We start from the raw sequence: 25,140 nt of genomic DNA on the forward strand, positions 1-25,140 counted from the left end.
GGGGACGCTTTACCCATTTTTTTGCAGCGGCGGGCCAGCTGCGCCATGTTGGCAAAGGCCCATACCACCCATGAAGAAGAAAAAACCATGAATAAAATGCTACTGGCACTTGCCCTAGCCACCCCCTTCACCGCCTTGACGGGCAGCCTGGCCCACGCGGATGAGGTCAAGCCCAACAACGAAGTCAGTTTCAACGTGGCCGGCGTGTCCGACTACCGCTACCGCGGCATTTCGCAGACGCGTTTGAAACCGGCGCTGCAGGGCGGCGTCGATTACGTCAACAACCCGACGGGCCTGTATGCGGGCGCCTGGGCCTCGACCATCAAGTGGACCAAGGACGCGGGCGGCAGCGGCGACGTGGAAGTGGACCTGTATGCGGGCAAGCGCGGCCAGTTGACCGGTGATATCGGCTATGACGTGGGCGTGCTCGCCTACGTGTATGCGGACAACGGCTTGAAGAATATCGGCCTGGCCAACGCGGACACGCAGGAAGTCTACGGCCAGCTGTCGTATGGTCCCGCCTACGTCAAATATTCGCACGCCGTCTCCAACTTGTTCGGCATCGTCAACAGCAAGAACAGCGGCTACCTGGACATCGGCGCGACCATTGACCTGACGAACGGCTGGACCGGCAACCTGCATGCGGGCCACCAGAAGGTCAGGAACAACGACGCGTCGAGCTATACGGACTGGAAAGTGGGCGTCACGCGCGACTTCGGCTTTGTTTCGGGCGCGCTGGCCGTGATCGGCACGAACGCGGGCAAGTCGGCCTATGCCTCGCCCGTGAATGGCAAATTCATGGGCAAGACGGCGCTGCAGCTGACGGTCAGCAAGACGTTTTAATGGACTGAGTTGACTGAAAGGAGAGGCGGCGCATGCGCCGCCTTTTTTGCGTACTTACGCTGGCAGGTTGAAAACGGCGCAGTATAGCTGCCCCAGTCCCACCACGCGGGCGGAGGGGATCTGCGCGGCCAGCGCATGGGCGGGTGCCGCTTGCGCGTCCGTTGCCAGCAGGACGCGCAGGTCAGGATTGACGCTGCGCGCGTGTGCGATGCGGCACGCCAGGCCCGCCTGCGCGGCGCCATCGACGACACCGTCGAGCGGCACCACCAGCACGCGCGCGGCGATCAGGGCCGAACGGCTGCCCATGGAGTCGCGGCCTTCGCTGTCGATGACGATGTCGTGGTAGCAGTGCACCAGGTGCTCGAGCTCCGGCTGCAAGCCCTTGGCGCTGATGGCGCGCGCCATCAGGCGCGGCCGCGTCAGGCTGCCGTGCATGGCGCCGTCGTGCAGGTTCCTGGCCTGCGCCATGGCGCCCTGGCGCGGATCGGCATCGAGCAGCAATACCTTGCGTCCGGCCAGCGCGCGCGAGGCGGCCAGCCGTCCGGCCAGGATGGATTTCTCCATGCCCCCGCGTTCATCCGTGATGGCGATGATCATCTTGGCGCACGGCTGGCATGATGTTGGCAGGGGAGACCAGCTGCAGCAGACAGCCTTCGCGCGGCGCGTCCCTGTCGCTGGCTGTCCAGACGGGCAGAGCCATCAAGGGCTCGAGTGCCGCACTCAGGGCGGCCTGGCCGGCGGCGGACATGGGCGTCATCGGCAGGCGCAATGCGTCGCGCACCTTGCCCTGCATGGCCAGCGCCGCCTTGACGGGAGCGGGATTGGGGTCGGAAAACAGCAGGCGGATGACGGGCAGCATGGTCTTGAACAGGGCACCGGCGGCGCCGTGGCGGCCCTGCTTGACCAGATGATATAGCTGCGCATACAGATCGGGACGGACATGGGCGGCGGCCGACATGGCGCCGTGGCCGCCCATGGACAGGCTGGCCAGCAGCAGCGCATCGTCGCCGCACAGGACGTCCAGGCGCGTGTCGAGCAGCAGTTCGCCCAGTTGCTGCAGCTTGCCGCCCGCTTCCTTGATGGCGACGAAGTGCGAGTCGCGCGCCAGCAGCGCGGCCGTCTGCGGTTCGATATTGACGCCCGTGCGCGCCGGCACGTTGTACAGCACGATGGACTGGTCGGTGGCGGCGGCGATGGCCTGGAAGTGGCGCACGATGCCGTCCTGCGACGGGCGCACATATGCGGGCGCGGAGACCAGCAGGCCGGCCAGCGGATGGTCGTTGTAGCGCTGCACCGTGGCGACGACGCCGCGCGTATCGCTGCCGCCGATCCCCATCACGACGGGGAAACGGGGGCCGACGGCTTCGAGCACGCTGTCGAGCAGCATGGTCTGTTCCGCGGCGCTCAGCATGGCCGCTTCGCCCGTGGTGCCGCACACCACCAGGCCATCGATGCCGCTGGCGGCCAGTTCGCACGCCAGTTGCTGGGCGGCGTCGAAGTCGATTTCGCCATCGACATCAAGGAATGGCGTGACCATCGGCACCCAGATGCCCTGGAAGTGCGCGGTGATGCGCAAGGAAGACATCGCGTGTTCGCAGGCATACTGGTTCATAGCGATTTCCCCTGGCTGATACGGCCAAATTCCGCCGCCGGCAGCAGGCGCATGACGGCATCCATGGTCAGGCGCAGGGCCGGTTCCGTCACGCACAGCCAGACTTTCATGCGCTCGGCGTGGTCGACTGCCTCGACGCGCATGAATGACAGCATACCGCCGCAGGTTCGCACGACCAGCTGGCGCAGCTCGGCCAGGCAGGCTTTGTCGACCGTGATATGCATGAGAAAGGTGGGCAGGCGGGGATGGCGGTGGGGCAGGGCTTGATGCGTTTGCTGGCGTGAATGGGGTTCCATGGTGGCTTTGCAGCGGTGGTTGAGGTACGTTCAAGATTAGCAGCGGGGGCGTAAAGATTCTCTAAAAAGCGGGGCCGCCAGCGTAAACGGGCTGTATGCATCGGGTGTGGACGTGTTGCGTGGATGCCCCGCGCGTGGGCTTTTGTTACAAAATTGAATCGTGCTTTCCGGGGCAGGGGTTTATATTGAAAACGTCTCCGCTTTCAGTCAGCCCCGCCATGTCAGACGAAAAAGATCCCCAGCTTCCCCCTTCCACCGATCCCGCGGCGCCAGCTTCGGCGCGGCCCGACCGGGTAGGCAGGGCGCCCGATGATGAGCACCGCGCGCGCGATGCCGCACCCCGCTATCTGAAGGACAACGACACGCCGCTGGCGCTGGCCTGGCGGGTGATCTCGTCGCGCTACCGCTCCATGCGCGACAAGGCCAGCCGCGATTTCATGCGGCGCACCCTGCGCATCGGCATCTCGGCGCGCATTTTCCACCCCGAATCGGGTGCCACTGGCCTGCGCAGCAAGAACCTGCAATACCTGGAAGAGTCGATCGCCCAGTGGGTGATGTCGCGCGACGTGCTGGTGTTCATGATCCCGACCGTCAATACCAGCGGCCAGCTACACCCGAGTAACATCACCTTGCGCCACTATGCGCGCCACCTGGACGGCCTGGTGCTGCAGGGCGGCGCCGACGTCTCGCCGCAGACGTATTCGGAGGCGGCCACGCGGCCCGAATGGAGCGGCGACCGCGCGCGCGACCTGTACGAACTGGAACTGCTGCACGAATTCGTCGATGCGGGCAAGCCCGTGCTGGGCATCTGCCGCGGCTGCCAACTCATCAACGTGGGCTTTGGCGGCACCCTGTACCAGGACATCGCCTCGGATGTGGAAGGCGCCACCTCGCACGTCAACGACCTGTATGACCGCCACCGCCACAGCATCGTCTTCCCGAAAGGCTCGTCGCTGGCGGGGCTGTTCCCGAAGACGGGCGAGGCGCTCGTCAATTCCATCCACCATCAGTCGGTCAAGGACCTGGGGCGCGACATCACGGTGGAAGCGTATTCGCAAGGGGACAATATCGTCGAAGCCATCCGCTACCAGCGGGCGCGCTTCGTCATGGGCCTGCAGTGGCACCCGGAATTCCATTCGGCGGGCGGCGTCGAACTGCTCGATTGCACACCCATCCTCGATAACTTTTTGCGCGCGGCGCGGGAGACGCGGTTTTGAGTACGCACCTGATGCGCCGGCGCATTGTGCTGGCCGGCCTGCTGGCGCTGCCCCTGGCTGGCTTGCGCGCGGCGCCGCGCCCGCATGAAGGCGCGCTGCCGTTTGCGCTGACGTCCGCCGCGCGCGCCCGCACGCTCAAGGCGCGGGTGGTGCCGGCCATTGCGGAACAGGTGGTCAAGGCGGCGCGCAAGGATGCGGCGCGCCCCGTGCACCTGATGGCCGAAGTGCGCACGGGCGGCTTGCTGAAGGGCGAGGGCGGACGCGAGACCAGCCAGCAGGCGCAGGAAGACTGGCGCCAGGCACGCCTGCAGGCGCTGGCCTGGAGACTATCGGGCGAGATGGCGCATTTCGAGGCGGCGCGCCAGCTGCTGCTGGCCTGGAGCGGCGCCTACCAGCCGTCGTTCAGTCCCGTCGACGAGACGGAGCTGGCCAGCCTCCTGATGGGCTTTGACCTGGTGCAGGAACGCTTGAACGGCGTGGAGCGCGAACAGGTGCAGGCATTTTGCCGCACCCTGGCGCACGGATATCTGAGTGACCCCATCAAGGTGGGCGGCCCGTCCACGGCGCGCAACAACTGGCATAGCCACCGCATCAAGATCGGCACGGCCGCCGCGTATGTCACGGGCGACGCCTTGCTGATCGCGCGGGCGAAGGAACACTTCCTGGCGCACGTGCCGCGCAATATCGGCGTCGGCGGCGTACCCTTCGACTTCGAGCAGCGCGATGCCCTGCATTACACCACCTACAGCCTGGAGCCGTTGCTGACGACCGCCCTGATGGCGCAGGCGCATGGCGACGACTGGTATGGCGCGCCGGAAGCGCGGCGCCTGGCCGAGGCGCTGGCCTGGCTGGCGCCGTACGCGCAGGGGAGAAAGACGCACGAGGAGTTCGCGAAAAGCGCCGTGCCCTTCGACCGCAAGCGCGTGGCGGCCGGCGAAAAAGGCTTTACGGGGAATTGGGAGCCGAAGGGCGCCGCCAATGTGTATCTGCTGGCGGCGCGCTTCGATCCCGCTTACCTGCCGCTGGCGCTGGAATTGCGCCCGCCAGCGTGGGCGCTGGCGCTGTACGGCACTTAGCTGGAACGTCGCGTTAAAACTTCGTGCGCACGGTGAACATCACATTGCGCGGTTCGCCGTAAAAGCCCGTCTGGAACAGGCCCAGTCCTGTCAGGTACTTCTTATCCAGCAGGTTGTTCACGTTGAGGCTGGCCGTGACGTTCCTGCTGATCTCGTAGCGCGCCAACAGGTTGAGCAGCGCGTAGCTGCCCTGCTTGATGCGTGCATTGTCCTCGATGGCGGGATTCCAGATGTTGCCGTCGTAGCTGCTTTGCCAGTTGATGCCGCCGCCGACGGTCAGCTTGTCCAGCCCGGCCGGCAGGCGCCACGTGCCTTGCACGCGCACCAGGTGGGCAGGCTGCGTCGTTTGCAGCATGGTGGAAAAGACGTCCTTGCCATCCGCGTCGCGCACGTGGGTGTAGGTGTAGCCGGCGCTCAGCTTCACATCCTTCATCACTTCGCCCGTCACTTCCATTTCCACGCCGCGGCTGGTGACGCCGTCGATGGCTTTATACGCTTCCTCGCCATTGACTTCGCCCACGGAGCTGGCCACATTGCTCTGGCGGATCTGGAACACGGCGGCGCTGGCATTGACCTTGCCATCCAAATATTCCGCCTTCACGCCCGCTTCAAATCCCTTGCCGCGCACGGGCGACAGGAAGTTGCGGTTCACGTCGCGGTTGCTCTGCGGCGCGAAGATGCTGGTGTAGCTGCCGAACACGGAATAGGTCTTGTCGAGGTCATACACGACGCCCGCATACGGCGTGATGACCTTGTTTTCCTCGATGCGCGAGGTGATGCGCACGGTGTCGGCGTCGAAGAAGGTGCGCTCCTGTTCCTGCTTGTAGTCGCTCACGCGCGCGCCGAGAATTACCGACAGCGCATCGACGGGATGCAGGCGCACGGCGCCATACAGGCCGCTCTGGCGCGTGCTGTCGTTGTCGTTGCCCGTGCGTTTGAATGCCGGTTCCGCGTACTGGCCGCGCCAGTCGAAGTAGCTGCCATCGAGGGGCGGATAGATCGAATCATAGACGGGGCCATCCTGCTTTGCCGTCGAGGTGGAGTAGCCGATCATCGCTTCATGCCGGCGGCCAAAAGCTATAAACGGGCCGCTGGCGTCCACATTGACGGTGGTCTGGCGGCGGTCGCCCTTGTATTTTCCCATGAAGAAAAACGTGCCTGCGCCCGTTACAGGGTGGGGATTGCCGCCGCTGGCCGAACCGAGCACGCTGTCATGCTTGCTGCGCAGCTGGTTGGCGCTCAATTTCAGTTTCCACTCGCTGGCGAGCGTATGTTCGAGCGACGTGAACAGCGTGGTGTTCTGCATGTCGCGGCGACTCCAGTCCGTGGCCGGATTCCACGAAGTGGGGAAATCCGTGCGCGAGCCATCGGATAGCAGCACGGGGAAACCCGTCCAGGTCGAGCCGCGCGGCTTGTAATCCTGGTGCGTGAAGCCGGTCGTGAGCAGGGTGACGGGTGTCAGGTCCGCCTCGATGATGCCGTAGGCGACGGATTTCTGCTGCGTGTAGCGATCCAGGTAGGAGTGCTTGTCCTGGTAGGCGCCCACCAGGCGGCCGCGCACCGTGCGGCTGGCATTGAGCGGGCCGGAGACATCGGCTTCGCCGCGGTAGTTGTTCCACGATCCCGCGCCCAGGGTGGCCGAACCTTCGAAGTGGGCGGTAGGGCGCTTGCGCACCATGTTGACGGTGGCCGACGGGTCGCCCGATCCGCTCATCAGCCCCGTCGCGCCTTTCAGCATCTCGATGCGGTCGTAGATGGCCATGTCGCTATTGGTCGTGCCCCAGTCGTAGACGCCGTCATAGATGGCCGACACGCCGTCGTACTGGAAATTGGTAACGGCAAAGCCGCGCGCCTGAAAGCTCCAGCGGTCGCTGTCGTAGTTTTGCACGCTCACGCCATTGACGTTCTTCATGACGTCGGAGACGGCGTTGCTGTTCTGGTCATCCATCTGCTGGCGCGTGACGATGGTCAGCGACTGCGGCGTTTCGCGTTGCGTCAACGCCAGTCCCGTGGCGCCGCTGGCGGGGCCGCCCATATAGCTGCCGGTGCCGCCCGTCACGGCGCTACGCTCGGCCGCCGCCACCACGGTGACGCCGCTCATGACGGCCACGCCGCGGCTATCCACCGAGGCAGTATCCGCGCCGGCGGGGATCTTTTGCAGCAGGTAGCCGCCGTTCGATTGCGGCACGGCTTGCAGGCCGCTGCCCGCCATCAGCACGCGGAAACCATCGTGCACGCCATAGCTGCCTTGCAGGCCGGCGCTGCGCAAGCCTTGCGTGGCGTCGCTGGAGAACGACAATAAAATGGCGCTGTCGCTGCCGAAGCGCGTCAGCACATCGCCCAGCGCGCCGGCAGGAATGCTGTAGACGCGCACTTGCTGGCTTTGTGCTTGGGCCAGCGCCGGCAGGGTGATAGCCATGCCGATCTGCGACAGGGCGCAGGTCAGGACGGTGCGGGTAAGGAGGGAACGCGAAGCGTGGTGCATGGAATAAAACCTTTCGTGGATGCGCAAGATGGAGACTGCCTATCTTCCAAGTCACGCGAGCACGCCGAAACAGCTCACTTTGCAGAAAATATTTTTCAGCGGGCCGCCAGTTCGATGCGCACCACCTGATGGCCCCAGAAGCGCGTGACGGTATTGCGCCGCAGTTGCAGGCTGGCGCTGACGGCGTCGAGGATGGCGCTGACATCGGCCAGCGGGTAGGAACCGGACACGCGCAGGCTGGCGATGGCCGGCGCGCAGGTCAGCGGATGGTCGCTGTAGCGCGCCAGCTCGGCGAGGAAATCGGCCAGGCGCATGTCGCGCGCCACCAGCATGCCGTCCAGCCAGGCGCCGCCATAAGGCGCCAGCGCCTGGCGATGATGGCTGTTGCTGTCGAAATGGGCACCTTCGCCGGGATGCAGCACCAGACGCTGGGCGCCGTCGCTGGCCAGCATGGCGACGGTCCCTTCGAGCACGCCGGCGCTGGCGTATTGCTCGTGCAGGCGCACGGTGAAACGCGTGCCCAGCGCCTGCAGGCTGCCGTGCGGCGTGCCGACGAAGAAGGGGCGCCGTGCCGCATCCTTGCCGGTGGCGATGAAGATTTCGCCGGCCAGCAGTTCGATGCTGCGCCGCTCGCCGTCGTAAGCGATGTTCACGGCGCTGCTGGTGTTGAGCGTGAGCTGGGTGCCATCGTCCAGTGTCACCACGCGGCGCTGGTTGACTGCCGTGCGGTAATCGGCCATCCAGCCGCGCCATGGGCTGCGGCGCTCAAACGCATACAGCGAGGCACCGCAGGCCAGCAGCAGGGCCAGGGTCTTGACGGCATGGCGGCGCGGCGCATTCGCTTGCACGCAGGCGCGCAGCAGGGTGGCGTGCATGGCGGGCGGCAGGTGTTCATGCTGCGTTTGCAACTGCTGCCACGCCTGTGTGGCGCGGCCGGCCCGCTGCAGGTGGCGTTTCACCGTGGCCAGCGAGATGCCGAGCTGGCGCGCGATGTCTTCCTGCGGCAGCTCGTCGAGCTGGCGTAGTAAAAAAGCCCGTTTCACGGGAGGCGGCAAGCCGTCGAGCATGCGGTCCAGTTCAAACACGGTTGCCAGCAGCAGTGCCCGTTCCTCGGGCGATGGCGCATGCCGGGGCGGCAGTTGCGCCAGTACGTCGAGGTAAGCCTGTTCGAGTTTCTGACGGCGGTAATGGTTGAACAGCACGCGCTGCGCGACGGTGGCGAGAAAGGCGCGCGGCTCGCGCGCGGCGACGGCGTCTTCGCGGTCGAGCAGGCGCATGAAGGTATCGTGCGCCACGTCGGCCGCACACGCCGTGCTGCCCAGCTTCTTGCGCAGCCAGCCTTGCAGCCAGCCGTGGTGGTCGGCATACAGTGTCGCGATGTCCTGGCGTTGTAGCGGCTCTGCCAGCGGCATCGCATTCCCCTTGCATGGCCGGCCCGGGTGGGCTGGTGTTTTTAAACAATAATAAGAATCATTCTCAATTATTGTAACAAGCGGTGGCGGCGGCTGTAAACGATGGGGAGATGGGGTGTGGTTTTTTGGGTTTGACGTTGTTGAATGCTGGGGTCTGACCCGGCGGGTCAGACCCCATGGACGCGACGTTGGCTGGACCGGACAGCGTCAATAGTTCATCGGTTCACCGCGAAAACATCGGATCGCCGAATCGACCATGCCCTCGGCACTGCCCTGCAAGCTGTGCTGCTTGCGCAGGTATTGCGCGTCGCTCCATTGCTTGGCCACGTCCGACAGGTGTTTCAGGGCTGGCGTGCTGCCCAGCGCCTCGGCGTGCGGTTCCATCTTGCGCAGGGTGGTCATGATGTCTTCGCGCAGCGACATCGTTTCGTAGGTTTTCGGATGCGTGATGGCGCCGTCGAGGCCGAAGCGGCAAGCCTGGAAGCGGTTGTAGTTATATACGAGATAATCGTCTTCCACCGGCGGGGTTTCGCGGCGTTCGAGCAGGTAGCGGCACAGCGCTTGCAGGTAGGCGGCCAGCGCGGCGGCCCGTTCCACCGTCAGCGGCGTGTCGCACACGCGCAGTTCGATGGTGCCGAATTCCGGCTTGGGACGGATATCCCAGTAAAAATCCTTCATGCTCTTGATGATGCCCGTGTTCTCCATCTTGGCGAAATACTCGTTGGAGAACTGGTCCCAGCTCAGGGTGAACGGCGCGCGCCCGCTCATGGGAAATGCGAACACGGAATTGAGGCGCGCCGAGTCGAACAGGGTGTCGCGTCCCTGCACGTAGGGCGAGGAGGCCGACAGGGCGATGAAGTGGGGGATGTAGCGGTTCAGCGAATGCAGCAGGAACATGGCGTCGTCGCCCGAGGCGCAGCCGATGTGCACGTGCTGGCCGAAGATGGTGAATTGCTTGGCCAGGTAGCCGTACAGTTCCGAGATTTCCTGGAAGCGGGGCTTGGAAAAGATCTTTTGCGACGACCATTGCTGGAACGGGTGCGTGCCGCCGCCCGCGATGCCGATATTGAGCTTGTCGCCGGCCGTGATCAAGGTGTCGCGGATTTCCTGCAGCTGCTCCAGCAGGGGGCCGTGATGCGTGTGCACGCTCGAGTTAATTTCGATCATGCTCTCGGTGATTTCCGGCGTGACGTTGCCGGGGAACGGCTTCTTGTTCAGCAGATGCAGCAGGTCGGGGCTGGCGGCCGTCAAGTCATAGTCCGACAGGTTCACCAGTTGCAGTTCGAGTTCGACGCCGAAGGTCAGCGCGGCCGATTGGCCAAAGGGTTCCAGCGGCATTTAGCGCTCCTTGATTTCGTGGGTTTCTTTGGCCAGCATCAGCACGCGCTGCACCAGCACGGGGCCGACCAGTTCCAGGCCCAGGGTGATGGCGGCCAGGGCGTTCAATTCGTCGCCGAAGTTCACGCCGTGCTGGCGCGCGTGTTCCAGCAGCAGGATGATGAAGACGGAGACGGGCGTCAGTGCCACGCCCGTCAGCACGCCCTTGCGCCAGGAAATGCCGCTCACATGCGAGAACGCGGCCACGCCGACGACTTTCGTCAGCAATCGCCCACCGACGACGGCCAGGGCCAGACCCGCGCCGGCAGCCACGCTGGCCCATTCAAGGGTCGAGGCGGCATATACGAACAGCAGCACCGTCAGCAGCTCGCCCAGCGCGCCGAAATTGCGCTGCGCCTGGCTGAAGGCGACACGGCGGTGGCGCGCCACCAGGCCGAAGGTGAGGGTGGCCAGCAGCGGCGACAGGCTGGTGGTGTAGGTGAGGGCGACGAGCAGCATCACCGACAGCGCGAAGGCGACGGTGGCATCCTGTGCCATATTGCCCAGGCGGCGCAGCATGGCCGGCACGACGATGCCGAAGACGGTGCCGGCGGCCACCGAGGCGGCCAGCACGGCGGCGCTGCTGCTGCTCGCTTCGATCAGGTCGGTGGAACTCTGGAACATCCAGAAGCCGACGATGATGTTGAACGTGAAGACGGCCAGCACGCAATTGAGAGCGGTGAGGTGGACGATGCGTTCCGTGACCTGGCCCGAACTGCGCTCCTCGTTGATGACGCGCATGATGGTGGCCGGCGAGGTGGACATGGCCAGGGACGCCAGCAGCAGCGCCGTCATCGAGGTGGAACCGAATTCGATGCCGATGAAGTAGACGACGGCAAAGGTCAGCAAGGATTCGACCAGGCCCGTGACGGCGATCCACGGATTGTTCTTCAGCCAGCGCAGGTTGATGCGGTAGCCGACTTCGAACAGGATCAGACCGAAGGCCACGTCGGCCAGCACCAGCATGGGGCCGGCGTCCGTCTGCGGCAGGATGCCTACCTGGGTTTGGGCGAGGACGAAACCGATCACGCCGTAAAAACTGATGCGCGGCAGGCCAGTCCAGCGGTGGCCGAATTCGCCCACCACCCAGGCCAGGGTGATGGCGAACGGCCAGGACAGGTCGGCGGCGATCGAGATCAGACTTTGCATGCTCATTCCTTTGAAAATGGCGCTTGCACCGGCCGGTAGCACGGGGGCTGGCGCGGCAATGTCGTGGTGCAGCGATGGTGCATGGTTTGCGCAGAGCGATGCGCCGATTCTACCGGAGCAGAAGGCGCGCACGATGTGCGCAATCGAACAGTGTCGCGGCCATGGCGGCCGCGCACAGGATGCAGCAGGTTGGGCAGGGCTGGTATCAGCGTATGGTACCCGCCCGCAGCGGAGAGGCTCCGCACGGTAGTGCCGTGTTGCAGTGTACGGCATGGCGGCCCCCTGCCGCCATGGACTTTTTGTTGCGTGCTTTTATTTACTGAGCAGACGCATGCCCCGTTCCAGCCCGTCGATCGACAGGGGGAACATGCGGTTGTTCATCAGTTGCCGCATCACGCCGATCGACTGGCGGTATTGCCACAATCCCTCCGATTCGGGATTGAGCCAGATGAATTTCGGGAATGCCTGGGTAAAGCGGGCCAGCCACGTCGATCCCGCTTCCTCGTTGTTGTACTCGACGCTGCCGCCCGGTTGCAGGATTTCATAGGGGCTCATGGTGGCGTCGCCGACGAAAATCAGCTTGGTGTCCGGCGGGTATTTGCGCAGCACGTCCCAGGTGGGGAACCGTTCGGCGTTGCGGCGCCGGTTGTTCTTCCACAGGTAGTCGTAGACGCAGTTATGGAAGTAAAAGAACTCCATGTTCTTGAATTCCGTCTTCGCCGCCGAAAACAGTTCCTCGGTGCGCTCGATATGGTCGTCCATGCTGCCGCCAACATCGAGCAGCATCAGCACCTTGATGCGGTTCTTGCGTTCGGGCCGCATCCTGATGTCGAGATAGCCCGCGTTATTGGCCGTGGCGGCGATGGTGGCGTCGAGCGCCAGTTCATCTTCCGCGCCTTCGCGCGCGAATTTGCGCAGGCGGCGCAAGGCCACCTTGATGTTGCGCGTGCCCAGTTCGCGCTCGCCGTCGTAATCCTTGTAGCTGCGCGCTTCCCACACTTTCACGGCCGTGCGGTTGCCGCCCTTGCCGCCGATGCGGATGCCTTCCGGGTTCGTGCCGCCATTGCCGAATGGCGACGTGCCGCCCGTGCCGATCCATTTGCTGCCGCCTTCGTGGCGCTCCTTCTGTTCCTTCAGCAGCTCGTTCAGGCGGTCCATCAGCTTGTCGTAGCCGAATTTCTCCAGCTGCGCCTTCTGCTCCTCGGATAGCTCGCGCTGCATGCGTTTGAGCAGCCAGTCGAGGGGAATCGCCGCGTTCGTGTCGAAGGCCGCGTTGACGCCCTTGAAGTACTGGGCAAACGCGCGGTCGAACTTGTCGAAATGGGCTTCATCCTTGACCAGGGTCAGGCGCGCCAGATAGTAAAAATCGTCCATCGAGGCGTCGATGACGTTCTTTTGCAGCGCCTCAAGAAGGGTCAGGAATTCCTTGATCGAGACGGGAATCTTCGCATCCTTGAGCGTGAAGAAGAAGTCGATCAGCATGGCGCTTCCTCTGTCCCGGCGTCGCCTGCGCGAGGCAGTGCGGTGATCGGGCGCTGCGCCAGCTTGTAGCGCAGATGGGCGGCGATTTCCGGCCATTCGCCGCGCGTGATGCTGTACATGACCGTGTCGCGCACGGTGCCGTCGCGGCGCAGCGCATGGTGGCGCAGCACGCCATCCTTTTTCGCGCCCAGGCGTTCTATGGCCGCCTGCGAGGCATGGTTGAAATTGTCGGTGCGCAGACCCACCAGCGCGCAGCCGAGTGTGTCGAAGGCGTGCGCCAGCAGCAGCAATTTGCAGGTGGTGTTGACATGGCTGCGCTGGCAGCGCTTCGCATACCAGGTGTAGCCGATTTCCAGACGCCCGATGGCTGGCACCACGTCGTGGTAGCTGGTGGTGCCGAGCACCTCGCCGCTGGCCACGTCGATGACGGCAAAGGCGAAGCGCGAAGGGCGCATCTCGATACCCTTGAAAATGTACTGGTCCACCTGGTTCGGCTCGGGCACGGAGGTGACGCGCAGGTTCCACAGTTCGCCATCCATGGCCGCCGCGCGCAAGCCGGGCGCGTGGTGCGGCGCCAGCGCTTCGAGGCGGATGCCGTGCAGTTCCAGGGGGACGAAGACCTTGTCCGGGCTGATGTCGTTCACCGGCGCTCCTTAGCGGTTGGTGCGCGACATGAACATCAGGCGCTCGAACAGGTGCACGTCCTGCTCGTTTTTCAGCAGCGCGCCGTGCAGCGGCGGCACGACGGCCTTGTTGTCCTTGCTGCGCAGCGCGTCAAAGGGGATGTCCTCGGCCAGCAGGAGCTTGAGCCAGTCGAGGAATTCCGACGTCGACGGCTTTTTCTTCAGGCCCGGCACGTCGCGCACTTCATAGAAGGTTTGCAGCGCTTGCGCCAGCAATTCCTGTTTCAGATGCGGGTAGTGGACGGCGACGATCTGCTCCATCGTGTCCTTGTCCGGGAATTTGATGTAATGGAAGAAGCAGCGGCGCAAGAAGGCGTCCGGCAATTCCTTTTCGTTGTTCGAGGTGATGATGACGAGCGGGCGATGGCGCGCCGTGACCATTTCGCGCGTCTCATACACGTAGAATTCCATGCGGTCCAGTTCGCGCAGCAAGTCGTTCGGGAATTCGATGTCGGCTTTGTCGATTTCATCGATCAAGAGCACCACCGGTTCGGGCGCCGTGAACGCCTGCCACAGCACGCCCTTGACGATGTAGTTCTGGATGTCGCGCACGCGCTCGTCGCCCAGCTGCGAGTCGCGCAGGCGCGAGACGGCGTCGTATTCGTACAGGCCCTGCTGCGCCTTGGTGGTCGATTTGATATGCCATTGCATCAGCGGCATGTTCAGCGCGGCGGCCACTTCCTCGGCCAGCATGGTCTTGCCCGTGCCCGGTTCGCCCTTGATCAGCAGCGGGCGTTGCAGGGTCAGCGCCGCATTCACGGCCAGTTTCAGGTCGGCGGTGGCGACATAGCTGTCGGAACCTTCGAAGCGTTGGCCTTGCTGGGTGTGCTGTGCTTGCATGAGCGGTCTGCCAAAGTAGGGAAATGGTGAGTATAAACAGAACTGTGGCGCACCGCCACGCTGACGGCCTGTGCCTGCCTGCCTACAATGCGGGTTTTATAGGTGGACTTGCAAGAATATCTTGGCTAGAATCGGCAAGCAGCAGATTAATTGTCAACCTTAATTGTCAACACATAAAATCAATAAAAACCAGCTCTGGCGTTTCTCCGATTACCTTTGTTCACATTGCCACTATGAAAAAAATATTTGCACTTCTCGTGCTTGCCGGCATAGCAAATGCCGTCACAGCGGCTGACATTGTAGGAAACGCCAAGGCAGCCACTGCCAAGGTGGAAATGTGTATCGGCTGCCATGGCATCCCCGGTTACAAGGCAACCTTCCCCGAAGTGTTCCAGGTGCCGATGATCGGCGGCCAGCCGGCAAAATATATCGAGAATGCGCTGCAAGCCTACAAGAAGGGCGATCGCAAGCACCCGAGCATGAAGGGCATCGCCAGCAGCCTGTCGGACCAGGATATCGCCGATGTCGCCGCGTATTATGCGCAACAAGCCAAGCCGAACTGAGGACCAGCCAGATGATGAAAACACTACTCGCCGCCCTCGTTTGCGCCACCGTCTCGTTCGGCGCCAGCGCCGCCGGCAATATCAATACGGGCAAGGCCCTGGCCGAAAAATACAGCTGCGCCACCTGCCACGGCAAGGATTACGGTTCGCCCATCGACCCGTCCTATCCGAAATTGGCGGGTCAGCACAAGGATTACCTGGAACACGCCTTGACGGCGTATAAGCGGGGCGACAAGGCCAATGGCCGCAACAACGCCATCATGACGGGCCAGGTGAAACCGCTGAGCAACCAGGACATCAAGGACCTGGCCGCCTACCTGCACAGTCTGCCGACCACCCTGGTCATTCACCGCTGAGTTTTAGCCGGGCTCAGGCTTTCAAGCCGACCCGGCGCGCCAGCTTGTGCAGATTGCTGGCGTCCAGCCCCAGCTGGCGCGCGGCAGCGGCCCAGTTATCCTGATGTAGCACCAGCGCTTGCCGGATGGCCTGGCGCTGGCTCGCTTCCACGATCTGATGCATGGACAGCAGCGGCGCCGCCGGCGCTCCGCACGCGGCCGGCGCAGGGAGCGACGCGTCCGCGCCGGCTGGCGCCTCCAGCGCATCGAGGTCGAGCATATCCGTTTCCAGGGTCACGATGTCCTTGCGGTCCGCACCGCGGATCACAGCTTTCAGCGCGGCCCGGCTGATCACATGTTCCAGTTCGCGCACATTGCCCGGCCAGCGGTAGTGGCACAGGGCGTTTTCTGCCGTGGCGGACAGGCGCAGGCTGCGCAAGCCCAGGCGCGCGCGGTTGAGCTCAAGAAAACCACCGGCCAGCAGCAGCACGTCATTGCCCCGCTCGCGCAGCGGCGGAATCGGCACGGGATACACGGACAGGCGGTGATACAGGTCGGCGCGGAAGGTGCCGTCGCGCACATGCTCGCGCAGGCTGCGGTTGGTGGCGGCGATCACGCGCACGTTGACGCGGCGCGGCCGGTCCGCGCCCAGGCGCTGGATTTCGCCATTTTGCAAGGTGCGCAGCAGCTTGGCCTGTATCGACAGCGGCAATTCCCCCACTTCATCGAGAAACAGGGTGCCCCCTTCGGCTGCCTCGAAACGCCCGGGCCGGTCGCTGACGGCGCCGGAAAACGCGCCGCGTACATGGCCGAACAATTCGCTCTCGGCCAGGGACTCGGGCAAGGCCGCGCAATTGACGTGGATCAAGGGCTTGCCTGCGCGGCGCGACAGCCGGTGCAGGCGGTGCGCGCACAGTTCCTTGCCGACGCCCGTCTCTCCCAGCAGCAGCACGGGCAGTTCGGAATCGGCGACCACTTGCAACTCGTGCAGCAAGTGCGTGATGGCGCTGCTCTGGCCGACGAAATCGTGTTCCTCGCGCGGCGCTTGCGCATCGGCCAGCATGGCGCCGCCCGACAGGCGCAGGGCGCGGATTTCCGTTTCCAGGCGGGTCACGCGCACGGCCGCCTCGATGGCGCAGGCCAGTTCCCCCAGGTCGCGCTGCGCTTGCGTATCGAAGGTGCCTACCTGCAGGGCGTCGAGCGTGATCACGCCCCAGCGTTCGCCTTCCAGGTCCAGCGCCATGCCCATGCAGTCGTGCACGGGCAGCGGCTCGCCGGCCCGCTCGGCGATCAGGCCATCGTAGGGATCGGGCAGGGAGCTGTCGTGATGGAAGCACAGCACGCCGCGCCGTTGCAGGATGGCGGCAAGGCGCGGATGGTCGGCGACGGCGAAGCGTCGCCCCAGCGCGTCGCTGGCCAAGCCGGCCATCGCCACGGGGCGCAAGTGCTCGCCATCGAGCTTGAGCAAGGCCACGGCTTCGCAGCCGAAGTGCGCGCGCAGGCTGCCGACCAGGCGCTGCAGTCGCACGGCCACGGGCAGGTCGGCGACCAGGTCGGTGAGCAGCAGCAGGTGGATGGCAGTGGTGGTCATAAGTACCATGCAGGGTACAACGAACCACGGCAAACAAGGGTCATTACGACCCTGTGTTTTTCAAATCATTGATTTAAAACAAGTTTTTCCTGGCACACGGTTTGCCTAGATATGAGTGCCAAACCGGCATACAAGACCAAGGAAAGCTTGATGAAAACGACTCCCTCCCTCCGCGCCATTGCCGCCGCCGTCTGTGTCCTGGCCATGCCCCTGTCCGTGCAGGCCCAGGCGAGCCTGCCTGCCAGCGCTGCCGCCACTGCCGCCAAACCTGCCACCGCCGCGGTCAAGCGCTATGAACTGCAAACCAATATCGTCGACGGCAAGATGGTATTCATCGACGCCAAGGGCCAGGTCAACCCGGTGCTGGCGGCCAAGGTGGGGGAAACGGTCGAACTCGTGCTGAAAAGCGGCGAAGGCGCCGAACACGACCTGCTGATCCCCGAGCTGAACGTGGCTTCAAGCAAATTCAGCGCCAATAGCGGCAGCACCACCGTGCGCTTCAAGGTCACGCGCGCCGGTACGTTCACCTATTACTGCTCGATTCCCGGCCACCGCCAGATCGGCATGGAAGGCAAGCTGGTCGTGAGCGGCACTTCGCTGGCCGAAGCGGGAGCACCGAAGGCTGCCGGCGCCGGCAGCGCGGCCAGCGAATCGAGCCAGGCCGCCGCGCTGGCCCTGTACACGCCCGCACCGTCGCCGATGCGCGGCCCCGACCCATCGGCCGTCAGCGTGGCGGCCAATCCTGCCTCCGTGCCCACCGCCATCGGCGCGCGCGCGCCGCAAACCCTGAAATACCGCATGGAGACGGTGGAATTGCCGGGCAAGCTCGATGACGGCACCAGTTTTACGTATTGGACCTTCAACCGCCAAGTACCCGGTCCCATGCTGCGCGCGAAGGTGGGCGATACGGTCGAACTGACCCTGTTCAACGCCAGGGACAGCAAGATGATCCACTCGATCGATCTGCATGCCGTGACGGGCGGCCATGGCGGCGGACAGCACACGCAGGTGGCGCCGGGGCAGGAAAAGACGGTCACTTTCAAGGCGCTCAATCCGGGCCTGTTCGTCTACCACTGCGCCACGCCCCTGGTGCCGCAGCATATCGCGGCCGGCATGTACGGCATGATCCTGGTCGAACCGGAAGGCGGCCTGTCGAAGGTGGACCGCGAGTATTACGTGATGCAGGGCGAGATGTATACGGGCCGTCCGCACGGCGCGCCCGTGCACCAGGAACCGAACCTGGAAAAAATGGCCAATGAGCTGCCCGACTATTACGTCTTCAATGGCGAAGTGGGCGCCTTGAGCAAGACGCACAAATTGCAGGCGAAAGTGGGCGAGACGGTGCGCATCTATTTCGGTGTCGGCGGCCCGAACAAGATTTCATCGTTTCACATCATCGGCGAGATCTTCGACAAGGTGTACAGCGAAGGCTCGATCAGCAGCCCGAAACACGACGTGCAAACCACGCTCGTGGCGCCGGGCGGCGCGACCATCGTCGAACTCAAGGTACAGCATCCGGGCAGCTATCTGCTGGTCGACCATGCGCTGTCGCGCGCAGGCAAGGGCGCCGTGGGCGTGCTGGAAGTGACTGGCGAACCCGTACCCGGCGTCTACCACGCGGGCGCGGTGCAATAAATCTACCTATTCATCCTCAAGGAACTGTTATGGAAATGATCGACCTATCCCTGGGCCAGCTGGCCCGCCGCATCCCTGGCGCCACGCGCCTGTTCGATGCGCACCGCCTGGACTTCTGCTGCGGCGGCAACAAGACCCTGCGCGCGGCGGCCGAAGCGGCCGGCGTGGATGCGGCGCCCATCGTCGAGGAACTGAAACTGCTGGCAGGACGGATTGACGCCAGCGGCGAGCGTGACTGGCAGGACGCCTCGGCCACCGAGCTGGTGGAACACCTGCTGGCGCGCTACCACGCGGTGCACCGCGAGCAGCTGCCCGAACTGATACGCCTGGCACGCAAGGTCGAGCAGGTGCATGGCGACCGCGCCGACTGTCCGCACGGGCTGGCGGAACACCTGTCGGCCATGGCGCAGGAGCTGGAAAGCCATATGCGCAAGGAAGAAGACGTGCTGTTCCCGATGATCGTGCGCGGCCAGGGCCCGCGGGCCGGTGCGCCCATCAACGTCATGCGCATGGAGCACGACGACCATGGCGTGGCCTTGCGCGCGATGGAGGCAATGACGAACGATATCACCGCCCCTGGTGGCGCCTGCACCACCTGGCGCGCGCTGTACACGGGCTTGCGCACCTTCCGTGCAGACCTGATGGCGCACATCCATACTGAAAACAATATCCTGTTCGAGCGCTTTGCGCCGGCCGTGGTGCACTGACAAAGGAATGACCCATGGGTCCGTACAAAAAACTCTGGTTCACCCTGATCGGTGTACTGATCGTGACGTTTTCGCTACTTGGCTACTACGGCACGGAAGTCTACCGGCAGGCGCCGCCCATCCCCGCGCAAGTGCTGGCGCAGGATGGCCGGCAACTGTTCGACCGCGAGGGCATCCTCGACGGCCAGACGGCCTGGCAATCCGTCGGCGGCATGCAGCTGGGCTCTATCTGGGGCCACGGCGCCTACCAGGCGCCCGACTGGACGGCAGACTGGCTGCACCGCGAACTGACGGCCTGGCTGGAACTGGCCGCGCAAGAGCAGCATGGCAAGGCCTACGCGGCGCTCGACGGCCCTGCGCAGGCGGCGCTGCGCGAAGCGCTCAAGCTGGAATACCGCGGCAACCGGGTCGATGAGACGCAAGTGCTGCGCCTGTCGCCGCGCCGCGTGCAAGCCATCGCCAGCACGGCGCACTACTACGACCAGCTGTTCTCCGACGCGCCTGCGCTGCACGCCAGCCGCGAGCATTTCGCCATGAAGGAAAACACCTTGCCCAGCGCCGAGCGGCGCGCGCAGATGACGCAGTTCTTCTTCTGGACGGCGTGGGCCGCCGCCACCGAGCGTCCGGGCCAGAAAGTGACCTATACGAACAACTGGCCGCATGAACCTCTGATCGGCAATCAGCCCAGCGGCGAAAACCTCGTCTGGTCGGTCGCCAGCGTGGTGGTGCTGCTGGCCGGCGTGGGCTTCCTCGTCTGGGGCTGGGCCTTCCTGCGCGACCATGACGAAGCGCTGCCGGCGGCCGGTCCGCGCGATCCGCTCACCACTTTCGCCCTCACGCCTTCGCAGCGGGGACTGGGAAAATACCTGTTCCTGGTGGTGGCGCTGTTCATCTTCCAGGTCTTCATCGGCGGCTTTACGGCGCATTACACGGTGGAGGGGCAGCAGTTCTACGGCATCGACGTGTCGCGCTGGTTCCCGTATGCGCTCACGCGCACCTGGCATATCCAGGCCGCGCTGTTCTGGATCGCCACGGGCTTCCTGGCCGCCGGCCTGTTCCTGGCTCCCCTGATCAATGGCGGCAAGGACCCCAGGTGGCAGCGCCTGGGCGTCGACGTGCTGTTCTGGGCCCTGGTGCTGGTCGTCGTCGGTTCGTTTATCGGCAATTACCTGGCCATCGCGCAAGTGATGCCGCCCGAGTGGAATTTCTGGCTCGGCCACCAGGGGTATGAATATGTGGACCTGGGGCGTTTGTGGCAGATCGGCAAATTCGTCGGAATCCTGCTGTGGCTGGTGCTGATGTTGCGCGGCGTCATACCGGCCCTGTGCCAGAAGGGCGGCGACAAGAACTTGCTGGCGCTCCTGACCGCATCCGTGGGCGCCATCGGCCTGTTCTATGGCGCCGGCCTGTTCTACGGCGAACGCACGCATTTATCGGTGATGGAATACTGGCGCTGGTGGGTGGTGCACCTGTGGGTGGAAGGCTTCTTTGAAGTGTTCGCCACGACAGCGCTGGCCTTCATCTTCTCGACCCTGGGCCTGGTGTCGGTGCGCATGGCCACGACGGCCAGCCTGGCGTCGGCCTCGCTGTTCATGCTGGGCGGGATACCCGGCACTTTCCACCATCTGTACTTTGCCGGCACCACCACGCCCGTGATGGCCATCGGCGCGAGTTTCAGCGCGCTGGAAGTGGTGCCGCTGATCGTGCTGGGGCATGAAGCGTGGGAAAACTGGCGCCTGAAGGAGCGCGCGCCATGGATGGAAAACCTGCGTTGGCCCATGATGTGCTTTGTCGCCGTCGCCTTCTGGAACATGCTGGGTGCGGGCGTGCTGGGCTTCATGATCAATCCGCCCGTCGCCCTGTACTACATCCAGGGCTTGAACACGACCCCCGTGCATGCGCATGCGGCGCTGTTCGGCGTGTACGGCTTCCTGGCGCTGGGCTTTACCTTGCTGGTGCTGCGTTATCTGCGTCCCGACTACCGTTTCAGCCCTGCATTGATGAAGACGGCGTTCTGGGGCTTGAACGCGGGCCTGGTGCTGATGATCTTTACCAGTTTGCTACCGATTGGCATCATCCAGTTCCACGCCAGCGTGACGGAAGGCCTGTGGTATGCGCGCAGCGAAGCGTTCATGCAGCAGCCGCTGTTGCAGAACCTGCGCTGGATACGCACCTTTGGCGACGTGGTCTTCATCGTCGGCGCCATCGCCATGGCGTTGCAGGTGGTGCTGGGATTGATGGGACGAGGGCCGACACAGGTCTTGCCTCAGCGCATGAAGGAGGCAGTAAAACCGATGTGAGGTAGTACTGGTACAACACCTGGCAACACCGTAGCGAGCGGCAGCGATTTGTGGCTAAGAAGCGCAACCGTACTCTCTAGTACGGTGAGCATCGCAGGCCGCAAAGCGCGACGCGCAGCAGGTTTTGACAGGTGTTCCTACCGGCGGCGGACGCAGTCGATATAGGCGTCCGTGTCCGGCGGCAAGCCCGAGCGCTGCGACGCCCAGATCATCTGGCCCAGGCATTCCATCACTTCGTGCTGGGCGGCATGGGCCGAATCGAGGCGCTGGGTGAGCTGCTGGACGGCCGGGCGGATGCCGCGCGGCTGATCCACCTGCACCTGCTCCGTGATCGACAGATGCATGGACAGGTGCAGGAAAGGATTGGCTTGTCCCCCTTCGACGGAATAGTCGCGCGCCAGCGCCGCTTCGACGTCGGAGAGCTCGTTTTCATACTCGGGGTGTTCGAGGATCCAGTCGAGCGCAATGGCTTCCATCGGCGTGAGGATTTCATGGGCGCGGTGCTTGCGCAATGTTTCGCAAAAGAAACGGCGCACGTCGTCGGAAGAGGGGTTGAACATGGCTGAAGGACTATGGCTAAAGGGCAGCCGGCATTGTACCGCGTACATAAATAAAGGGCATCGAGGATGCCCTTTTTGCCGTCTGGCGGCCGCTTGCATGACCTGATAGTCACCGTCATTTAATACCCTGTAGTAAGTATTATCCACTACCGCCACGGCCCGGCGGCGCCAAATAACGGTGATAAAATCGCCGTTCTTGATATTTGCACTGGACATGACGGCGATTTCATTGCCGGTTTTTCAGCCGACAACGAGGTCCGCGCTGTCCATTGCCCGCACCTTTGCCACCAGATCATGCTCTTGGGATATCCCGGAGCGCGGCAGCATGCCTATCACCATCGACATTGACCTGTCCGGCCGCCCTGGCGTTCCGGCTGGCTGGCTGTTTTTCATTCAATACGGCGATGGTGCCGCCACGGTGGCGCGCAAGAATCATCCTTCAGTATTCATAAACGGAGTTACGTATGCGTAAATCGCTATTACTTTTGATGTCGTGCCTGATCCTGGCGGCATGTGACAAGACCCCTCCGGCCTCGTCCGAAAAACCGGTCGACGTGCTGCTGATCGGCGCCGGCACCATGAGCGCCACCCTGGGCAGCATGCTCAAGGAACTCGATCCGTCGCTGACGATGGAAATGGTCGAGCGCCTCGATTCCGTGGCCGCCGAAAGCTCGGATGCGATGAACAACGCAGGCACGGGCCACTCGGCGTTTGCCGAACTGAACTACACGCCCGAAGCGGCCGATGGCAGCATCGAGACCAAGAAAGCCGTTGCCATCAACGAGCAATTCGAAATTTCCAAGCAATTCTGGGCTTATCAGGTTGCCAACAAGCACCTGGGCGCGCCGCAAACCTTCATCAATAACGTGCCGCACATGGCCTTTGTGTGGGGTGACGACAATATTGCCTTTTTGAAGAAGCGCTACGCCGCGCTGCAAAAGGAAAACCTGTTCAAGGGCATGCTGTTCTCGGAAGACCAGGCGCAGATCGAGCAATGGGCGCCGCTGGTCATGCAAGGCCGCGACAAGGGCCAGAAAGTGGCCGCGACGCGCATGGAAATCGGTACCGACGTCAATTTCGGCAACCTCACGCGCGGCCTGGTCAAGTACCTGACGGACAGCCACGGCATGGTCCTGCACCTGCGCCACCAGGTGGAAAACATCCAGCGCGGCGCCGATGGCGTATGGAACGTGACGGTGAAAGACTTGAACGCCGGCAAGGAAAAGACCATGCGCGCCAAGTTCGTCTTCATCGGCGCCGGCGGCGGTTCGCTGCCGCTGCTGGAAAAATCGGGCATTCCTGAAGCCAAGGGCTACGGCGGCGTGCCGGTGGGCGGCCAATGGCTGGTCACCACCAACCCGGAACTGGTGGCGGCGCATGCGGCCAAGGTCTACGGCAAGGCGTCCGTCGGTTCGCCGCCGATGTCCGTGCCGCACCTGGACACGCGCATCATCGACGGCAAGAAAGCCCTGCTGTTTGGCCCGTTTGCCACCTTCTCGACCAAGTTCCTGAAAAACGGTTCGTGGATCGACTTGCCTGCCTCGATCGGCACTGGCAATGTGAAACCCATGCTGCAAGCCGGTTACGACAATATTCCGCTGACGAAATACCTGGTCGAACAGGTCATGAACACGCCGGAAGACCGCCTGAAGACTTTGCGCGAGTACCTGCCGAATGCCAAGATGGAAGACTGGACCTTGCAAAACGCGGGCCAGCGCGTGCAGATCGTCAAGGATGACCCCGTAAAAGGTGGTTTGCTGCAGTTCGGCACGGAAGTCGTCGGCGCCGCCGATGGCAGCATCGTCGCCCTGCTGGGTGCGTCGCCAGGCGCCTCGACCGCGCCGCCGATCATGATCAAGGTGCTGCAAACGGCATTCAAGAGCCGCCTGGCAACGCCGGAATGGCAAGCGAAGATGGTGGAAATGGTGCCGTCGTACGGTCAAAAGCTGAACAATGACCCAGCCCTGGCGAACAAGATCCGCCACTACAGCAGCAACATCCTGGGCTTGAAGGCGATCACGCTCGACGTGCCAGCCGCTGCGCCAGCGCCGGCAGCAAACTAAGTCAGCCTTGCCGGCAGGGGAGTTTCCTGTCGGAATGAAAAAAAGGGGCAGCCTGTTCAGGCTGCCCCTTTTGCGTGGGAGAGTGCGTTCATTGCGGTGGACTACCCCTTGCCCGGCAAGATCAACTCCGGCGTACACCCTTCGGCGGCAATGCCGTCGCAAGGCTTGGCCAGTGCCGCCCCATCCTGTGCCCGTGGCGCATGGGGCTGGCGCAGGTAGCGCGACGTGTGGCGGTGCGCTTGCTGTGCGTTGCCATGCACGGGCCAGGTCAGGAAGCGGGACAGCTCCTGCAAGGCGCGCTGGTAGACATCGCGTTTAAATTCAATGACGACATCGAGCGGGACCCAGTATTCATGCCAGCGCCAGGCGTCGAACTCCGGATGGTCGGTCAGGCGCAGATTGACGTCGTTATCGCGCGCGCACATTCTCAGCAGAAACCAAATCTGCTTCTGGCCACGGTAATGGCCGCGAATCTCGCGCTTGATGAAGTGGTCTGGCACTTCATAGCGCAGCCAGTCGCGGGTGCGGCCGACAATTTTGACGTGTTCCTGTCTGAGTCCGATTTCCTCTTCAAGTTCGCGAAACATGGCTTGTTCCGGTGTTTCGCCATATTTGATACCGCCTTGCGGAAACTGCCATGAGTGCTCGCGCACCCGCTTGCCCCACCACACCTCGTTCTGGGCGTTTAGCAGGATGATGCCGACGTTGGGCCGAAACCCTTCACGGTCGAGCATAATGCACCTCAAACTTTCTGCGACAGTGCATCCTTTTTTACATAATTACCCACAACTTCGCAAGCCGGTGACCTTTTCGGGGTGCGAAAAGCGCCGGAATCGCACCAATTGAGCGCATTTGTGTAAAGTATGGACGCATCAGCCAGCTAATCCTTTAAAATTAGGTTGATTATAACCCTC

General features: G+C 63.5%; 23 protein-coding genes and 1 pseudogene. 10 read left to right on the forward strand and 14 right to left on the reverse strand.

All coding sequences use genetic code 11. The features are described 5' to 3' along the window. The first annotated feature begins 87 nt into the window (after positions 1–87). The gene (locus tag NCG91_RS14950) at positions 88–843 is read left to right on the forward strand and encodes a TorF family putative porin (protein ID WP_251350249.1); all 756 of its coding nucleotides are present in this window, start codon (positions 88–90) and stop codon (positions 841–843) included. A 54-nt stretch (positions 844–897) separates the two neighbouring features. On the opposite strand, the gene NCG91_RS14955 is transcribed toward NCG91_RS14950, so the two are convergent. The 3 genes from NCG91_RS14955 to NCG91_RS14965 are packed head-to-tail and all read right to left on the reverse strand — an operon-like array spanning position 898 to position 2,751. Further along, positions 898–1,407 carry a P-loop NTPase family protein gene (locus NCG91_RS14955; protein ID WP_251350250.1) on the reverse strand — a complete coding sequence of 170 codons (510 nt, stop codon included), beginning with the start codon at positions 1,405–1,407 and terminating at the stop codon, positions 898–900. A gap of 10 nt (positions 1,408–1,417) precedes the next feature. Then, positions 1,418–2,455, reverse strand: a complete 1,038-nt coding sequence (dapA, locus tag NCG91_RS14960) for a 4-hydroxy-tetrahydrodipicolinate synthase (protein ID WP_251350251.1) — start codon at positions 2,453–2,455, stop codon at positions 1,418–1,420. Further along, the gene (locus NCG91_RS14965) at positions 2,452–2,751 is read right to left on the reverse strand and encodes a hypothetical protein (protein WP_251350252.1); all 300 of its coding nucleotides are present in this window, start codon (positions 2,749–2,751) and stop codon (positions 2,452–2,454) included. The genes dapA and NCG91_RS14965 overlap by 4 nt, the downstream gene beginning before the upstream one ends. Positions 2,752–2,969: 218 nt before the next feature. On the opposite strand from NCG91_RS14965, the gene NCG91_RS14970 reads away from it, so the two are divergent. Both NCG91_RS14970 and NCG91_RS14975 read left to right on the forward strand, forming a co-directional pair. Beyond that, entirely contained in the window at positions 2,970–3,968 is a 999-nt protein-coding gene (locus tag NCG91_RS14970; protein ID WP_251350253.1) for a gamma-glutamyl-gamma-aminobutyrate hydrolase family protein, read from the forward strand. Beyond that, a complete protein-coding gene (locus tag NCG91_RS14975; protein ID WP_251350254.1) occupies positions 3,965–5,044 on the forward strand; it encodes an alginate lyase family protein in 1,080 nt (359 codons plus the stop codon). Before NCG91_RS14970 ends, NCG91_RS14975 begins: the two co-directional genes overlap by 4 nt. Before the next feature lie 13 nt (positions 5,045–5,057). On the opposite strand, the gene NCG91_RS14980 is transcribed toward NCG91_RS14975, so the two are convergent. The 8 genes and pseudogenes from NCG91_RS14980 to NCG91_RS15015 form a co-directional block, all read right to left on the reverse strand. Then, positions 5,058–7,529: a TonB-dependent siderophore receptor gene (locus NCG91_RS14980; RefSeq protein ID WP_251350255.1), complete on the reverse strand. Its 2,472-nt coding sequence runs from the start codon at positions 7,527–7,529 to the stop codon at positions 5,058–5,060. Between the two features lie 95 nt (positions 7,530–7,624). Further along, positions 7,625–8,404, reverse strand: coding sequence for a FecR family protein (locus NCG91_RS14985; protein WP_354004619.1), 780 nt, complete (start codon positions 8,402–8,404; stop codon positions 7,625–7,627). 57 nt (positions 8,405–8,461) lie between these two features. Further along, positions 8,462–8,941, reverse strand: a pseudogene (locus tag NCG91_RS14990) (sigma-70 family RNA polymerase sigma factor); the annotation flags it as partial. Between the two features lie 207 nt (positions 8,942–9,148). Then, positions 9,149–10,279 carry a YbdK family carboxylate-amine ligase gene (locus NCG91_RS14995; protein WP_034780287.1) on the reverse strand — a complete coding sequence of 377 codons (1,131 nt, stop codon included), beginning with the start codon at positions 10,277–10,279 and terminating at the stop codon, positions 9,149–9,151. Further along, a complete protein-coding gene (locus NCG91_RS15000) occupies positions 10,280–11,467 on the reverse strand; it encodes a cation:proton antiporter (RefSeq protein WP_034780723.1) in 1,188 nt (395 codons plus the stop codon). Between the two features lie 312 nt (positions 11,468–11,779). Next, a complete protein-coding gene (locus NCG91_RS15005; RefSeq protein ID WP_070256030.1) occupies positions 11,780–12,949 on the reverse strand; it encodes a vWA domain-containing protein in 1,170 nt (389 codons plus the stop codon). Further along, positions 12,943–13,593, reverse strand: coding sequence for a GNAT family N-acetyltransferase (locus NCG91_RS15010; protein ID WP_251350256.1), 651 nt, complete (start codon positions 13,591–13,593; stop codon positions 12,943–12,945). The genes NCG91_RS15005 and NCG91_RS15010 overlap by 7 nt, the downstream gene beginning before the upstream one ends. Positions 13,594–13,602: 9 nt before the next feature. After that, the gene (locus NCG91_RS15015) at positions 13,603–14,472 is read right to left on the reverse strand and encodes an AAA family ATPase (RefSeq protein WP_034780284.1); all 870 of its coding nucleotides are present in this window, start codon (positions 14,470–14,472) and stop codon (positions 13,603–13,605) included. Positions 14,473–14,705: 233 nt separating this feature from the next. Between NCG91_RS15015 and NCG91_RS15020 the strand changes: the two genes are divergently transcribed. Both NCG91_RS15020 and NCG91_RS15025 read left to right on the forward strand, forming a co-directional pair. Then, complete coding sequence (locus NCG91_RS15020; RefSeq protein WP_092796428.1) at positions 14,706–15,035, forward strand: c-type cytochrome; 330 nt, start codon at positions 14,706–14,708, stop codon at positions 15,033–15,035. Positions 15,036–15,049: 14 nt separating this feature from the next. Further along, on the forward strand, positions 15,050–15,391 hold the full coding sequence (locus NCG91_RS15025) for a c-type cytochrome (RefSeq protein ID WP_071075485.1): 342 nt from the start codon (positions 15,050–15,052) through the stop codon (positions 15,389–15,391). A gap of 13 nt (positions 15,392–15,404) precedes the next feature. Here the strand turns inward: NCG91_RS15025 and norR are convergent, their stop codons facing one another. Then, positions 15,405–16,961, reverse strand: coding sequence for a nitric oxide reductase transcriptional regulator NorR (gene norR / locus NCG91_RS15030; RefSeq protein ID WP_251350257.1), 1,557 nt, complete (start codon positions 16,959–16,961; stop codon positions 15,405–15,407). Positions 16,962–17,111: 150 nt separating this feature from the next. Between norR and nirK the strand changes: the two genes are divergently transcribed. Genes nirK through NCG91_RS15045 form a run of 3 tightly spaced genes read left to right on the forward strand, consistent with a single transcriptional unit; the run spans position 17,112 to position 21,603 of the window. Further along, positions 17,112–18,596, forward strand: a complete 1,485-nt coding sequence (gene nirK, locus NCG91_RS15035; RefSeq protein WP_251350258.1) for a copper-containing nitrite reductase — start codon at positions 17,112–17,114, stop codon at positions 18,594–18,596. Positions 18,597–18,625: 29 nt separating this feature from the next. After that, complete coding sequence (ytfE, locus tag NCG91_RS15040) at positions 18,626–19,303, forward strand: iron-sulfur cluster repair protein YtfE (protein ID WP_251350259.1); 678 nt, start codon at positions 18,626–18,628, stop codon at positions 19,301–19,303. A 14-nt stretch (positions 19,304–19,317) separates the two neighbouring features. Next, the gene (locus tag NCG91_RS15045) at positions 19,318–21,603 is read left to right on the forward strand and encodes a nitric-oxide reductase large subunit (RefSeq protein ID WP_251350260.1); all 2,286 of its coding nucleotides are present in this window, start codon (positions 19,318–19,320) and stop codon (positions 21,601–21,603) included. Positions 21,604–21,740: 137 nt separating this feature from the next. Here NCG91_RS15045 and NCG91_RS15050 read toward each other — a convergent pair whose 3' ends face one another. Continuing rightward, a complete protein-coding gene (locus NCG91_RS15050; RefSeq protein WP_435526490.1) occupies positions 21,741–22,211 on the reverse strand; it encodes a DUF1841 family protein in 471 nt (156 codons plus the stop codon). A gap of 166 nt (positions 22,212–22,377) precedes the next feature. Here NCG91_RS15050 and NCG91_RS15055 point away from each other — a divergent pair, with 166 nt between their 5' ends. Next, positions 22,378–22,635: a hypothetical protein gene (locus NCG91_RS15055; protein ID WP_150131050.1), complete on the forward strand. Its 258-nt coding sequence runs from the start codon at positions 22,378–22,380 to the stop codon at positions 22,633–22,635. Beyond that, the gene (mqo, locus tag NCG91_RS15060) at positions 22,628–24,226 is read left to right on the forward strand and encodes a malate dehydrogenase (quinone) (RefSeq protein ID WP_218965305.1); all 1,599 of its coding nucleotides are present in this window, start codon (positions 22,628–22,630) and stop codon (positions 24,224–24,226) included. The genes NCG91_RS15055 and mqo overlap by 8 nt, the downstream gene beginning before the upstream one ends. A gap of 101 nt (positions 24,227–24,327) precedes the next feature. On the opposite strand, the gene NCG91_RS15065 is transcribed toward mqo, so the two are convergent. Continuing rightward, positions 24,328–24,960: an RNA pyrophosphohydrolase gene (locus NCG91_RS15065; protein WP_076566319.1), complete on the reverse strand. Its 633-nt coding sequence runs from the start codon at positions 24,958–24,960 to the stop codon at positions 24,328–24,330. Between the last annotated feature and the right edge of the window lie 180 nt (positions 24,961–25,140).

Origin of the sequence: Janthinobacterium kumbetense (genome assembly GCF_023703445.1) — a bacterium.
In the GTDB taxonomy this organism is placed as follows: domain Bacteria; phylum Pseudomonadota; class Gammaproteobacteria; order Burkholderiales; family Burkholderiaceae_D; genus Janthinobacterium; species Janthinobacterium kumbetense.

What these genes read in the sequence shown, in the direction of transcription:
- NCG91_RS14950 (WP_251350249.1), top strand. Translation starts at nt 88, where the DNA reads ATGAATAAAATGCTACTGGCACTTGCCCTAGCCACCCCCTTCACCGCC.
- NCG91_RS15005 (WP_070256030.1), bottom strand. Translation starts at nt 12,949, where the DNA reads ATGCTGATCGACTTCTTCTTCACGCTCAAGGATGCGAAGATTCCCGTC.
- NCG91_RS15015 (WP_034780284.1), bottom strand. Translation starts at nt 14,472, where the DNA reads ATGCAAGCACAGCACACCCAGCAAGGCCAACGCTTCGAAGGTTCCGAC.
- mqo (WP_218965305.1), top strand. Translation starts at nt 22,628, where the DNA reads ATGCGTAAATCGCTATTACTTTTGATGTCGTGCCTGATCCTGGCGGCA.
- ytfE (WP_251350259.1), top strand. Translation starts at nt 18,626, where the DNA reads ATGGAAATGATCGACCTATCCCTGGGCCAGCTGGCCCGCCGCATCCCT.
- norR (WP_251350257.1), bottom strand. Translation starts at nt 16,961, where the DNA reads ATGACCACCACTGCCATCCACCTGCTGCTGCTCACCGACCTGGTCGCC.
- NCG91_RS14985 (WP_354004619.1), bottom strand. Translation starts at nt 8,404, where the DNA reads ATGCACGCCACCCTGCTGCGCGCCTGCGTGCAAGCGAATGCGCCGCGC.
- NCG91_RS15065 (WP_076566319.1), bottom strand. Translation starts at nt 24,960, where the DNA reads ATGCTCGACCGTGAAGGGTTTCGGCCCAACGTCGGCATCATCCTGCTA.
- nirK (WP_251350258.1), top strand. Translation starts at nt 17,112, where the DNA reads ATGAAAACGACTCCCTCCCTCCGCGCCATTGCCGCCGCCGTCTGTGTC.
- NCG91_RS14955 (WP_251350250.1), bottom strand. Translation starts at nt 1,407, where the DNA reads ATGGAGAAATCCATCCTGGCCGGACGGCTGGCCGCCTCGCGCGCGCTG.
- NCG91_RS14995 (WP_034780287.1), bottom strand. Translation starts at nt 10,279, where the DNA reads ATGCCGCTGGAACCCTTTGGCCAATCGGCCGCGCTGACCTTCGGCGTC.
- NCG91_RS15020 (WP_092796428.1), top strand. Translation starts at nt 14,706, where the DNA reads ATGAAAAAAATATTTGCACTTCTCGTGCTTGCCGGCATAGCAAATGCC.
- NCG91_RS15000 (WP_034780723.1), bottom strand. Translation starts at nt 11,467, where the DNA reads ATGCAAAGTCTGATCTCGATCGCCGCCGACCTGTCCTGGCCGTTCGCC.
- NCG91_RS15045 (WP_251350260.1), top strand. Translation starts at nt 19,318, where the DNA reads ATGGGTCCGTACAAAAAACTCTGGTTCACCCTGATCGGTGTACTGATC.
- NCG91_RS15055 (WP_150131050.1), top strand. Translation starts at nt 22,378, where the DNA reads ATGACGGCGATTTCATTGCCGGTTTTTCAGCCGACAACGAGGTCCGCG.
- NCG91_RS15050 (WP_435526490.1), bottom strand. Translation starts at nt 22,211, where the DNA reads ATGTACGCGGTACAATGCCGGCTGCCCTTTAGCCATAGTCCTTCAGCC.
- NCG91_RS14965 (WP_251350252.1), bottom strand. Translation starts at nt 2,751, where the DNA reads ATGGAACCCCATTCACGCCAGCAAACGCATCAAGCCCTGCCCCACCGC.
- NCG91_RS15025 (WP_071075485.1), top strand. Translation starts at nt 15,050, where the DNA reads ATGAAAACACTACTCGCCGCCCTCGTTTGCGCCACCGTCTCGTTCGGC.
- NCG91_RS14970 (WP_251350253.1), top strand. Translation starts at nt 2,970, where the DNA reads ATGTCAGACGAAAAAGATCCCCAGCTTCCCCCTTCCACCGATCCCGCG.
- NCG91_RS14980 (WP_251350255.1), bottom strand. Translation starts at nt 7,529, where the DNA reads ATGCACCACGCTTCGCGTTCCCTCCTTACCCGCACCGTCCTGACCTGC.
- dapA (WP_251350251.1), bottom strand. Translation starts at nt 2,455, where the DNA reads ATGAACCAGTATGCCTGCGAACACGCGATGTCTTCCTTGCGCATCACC.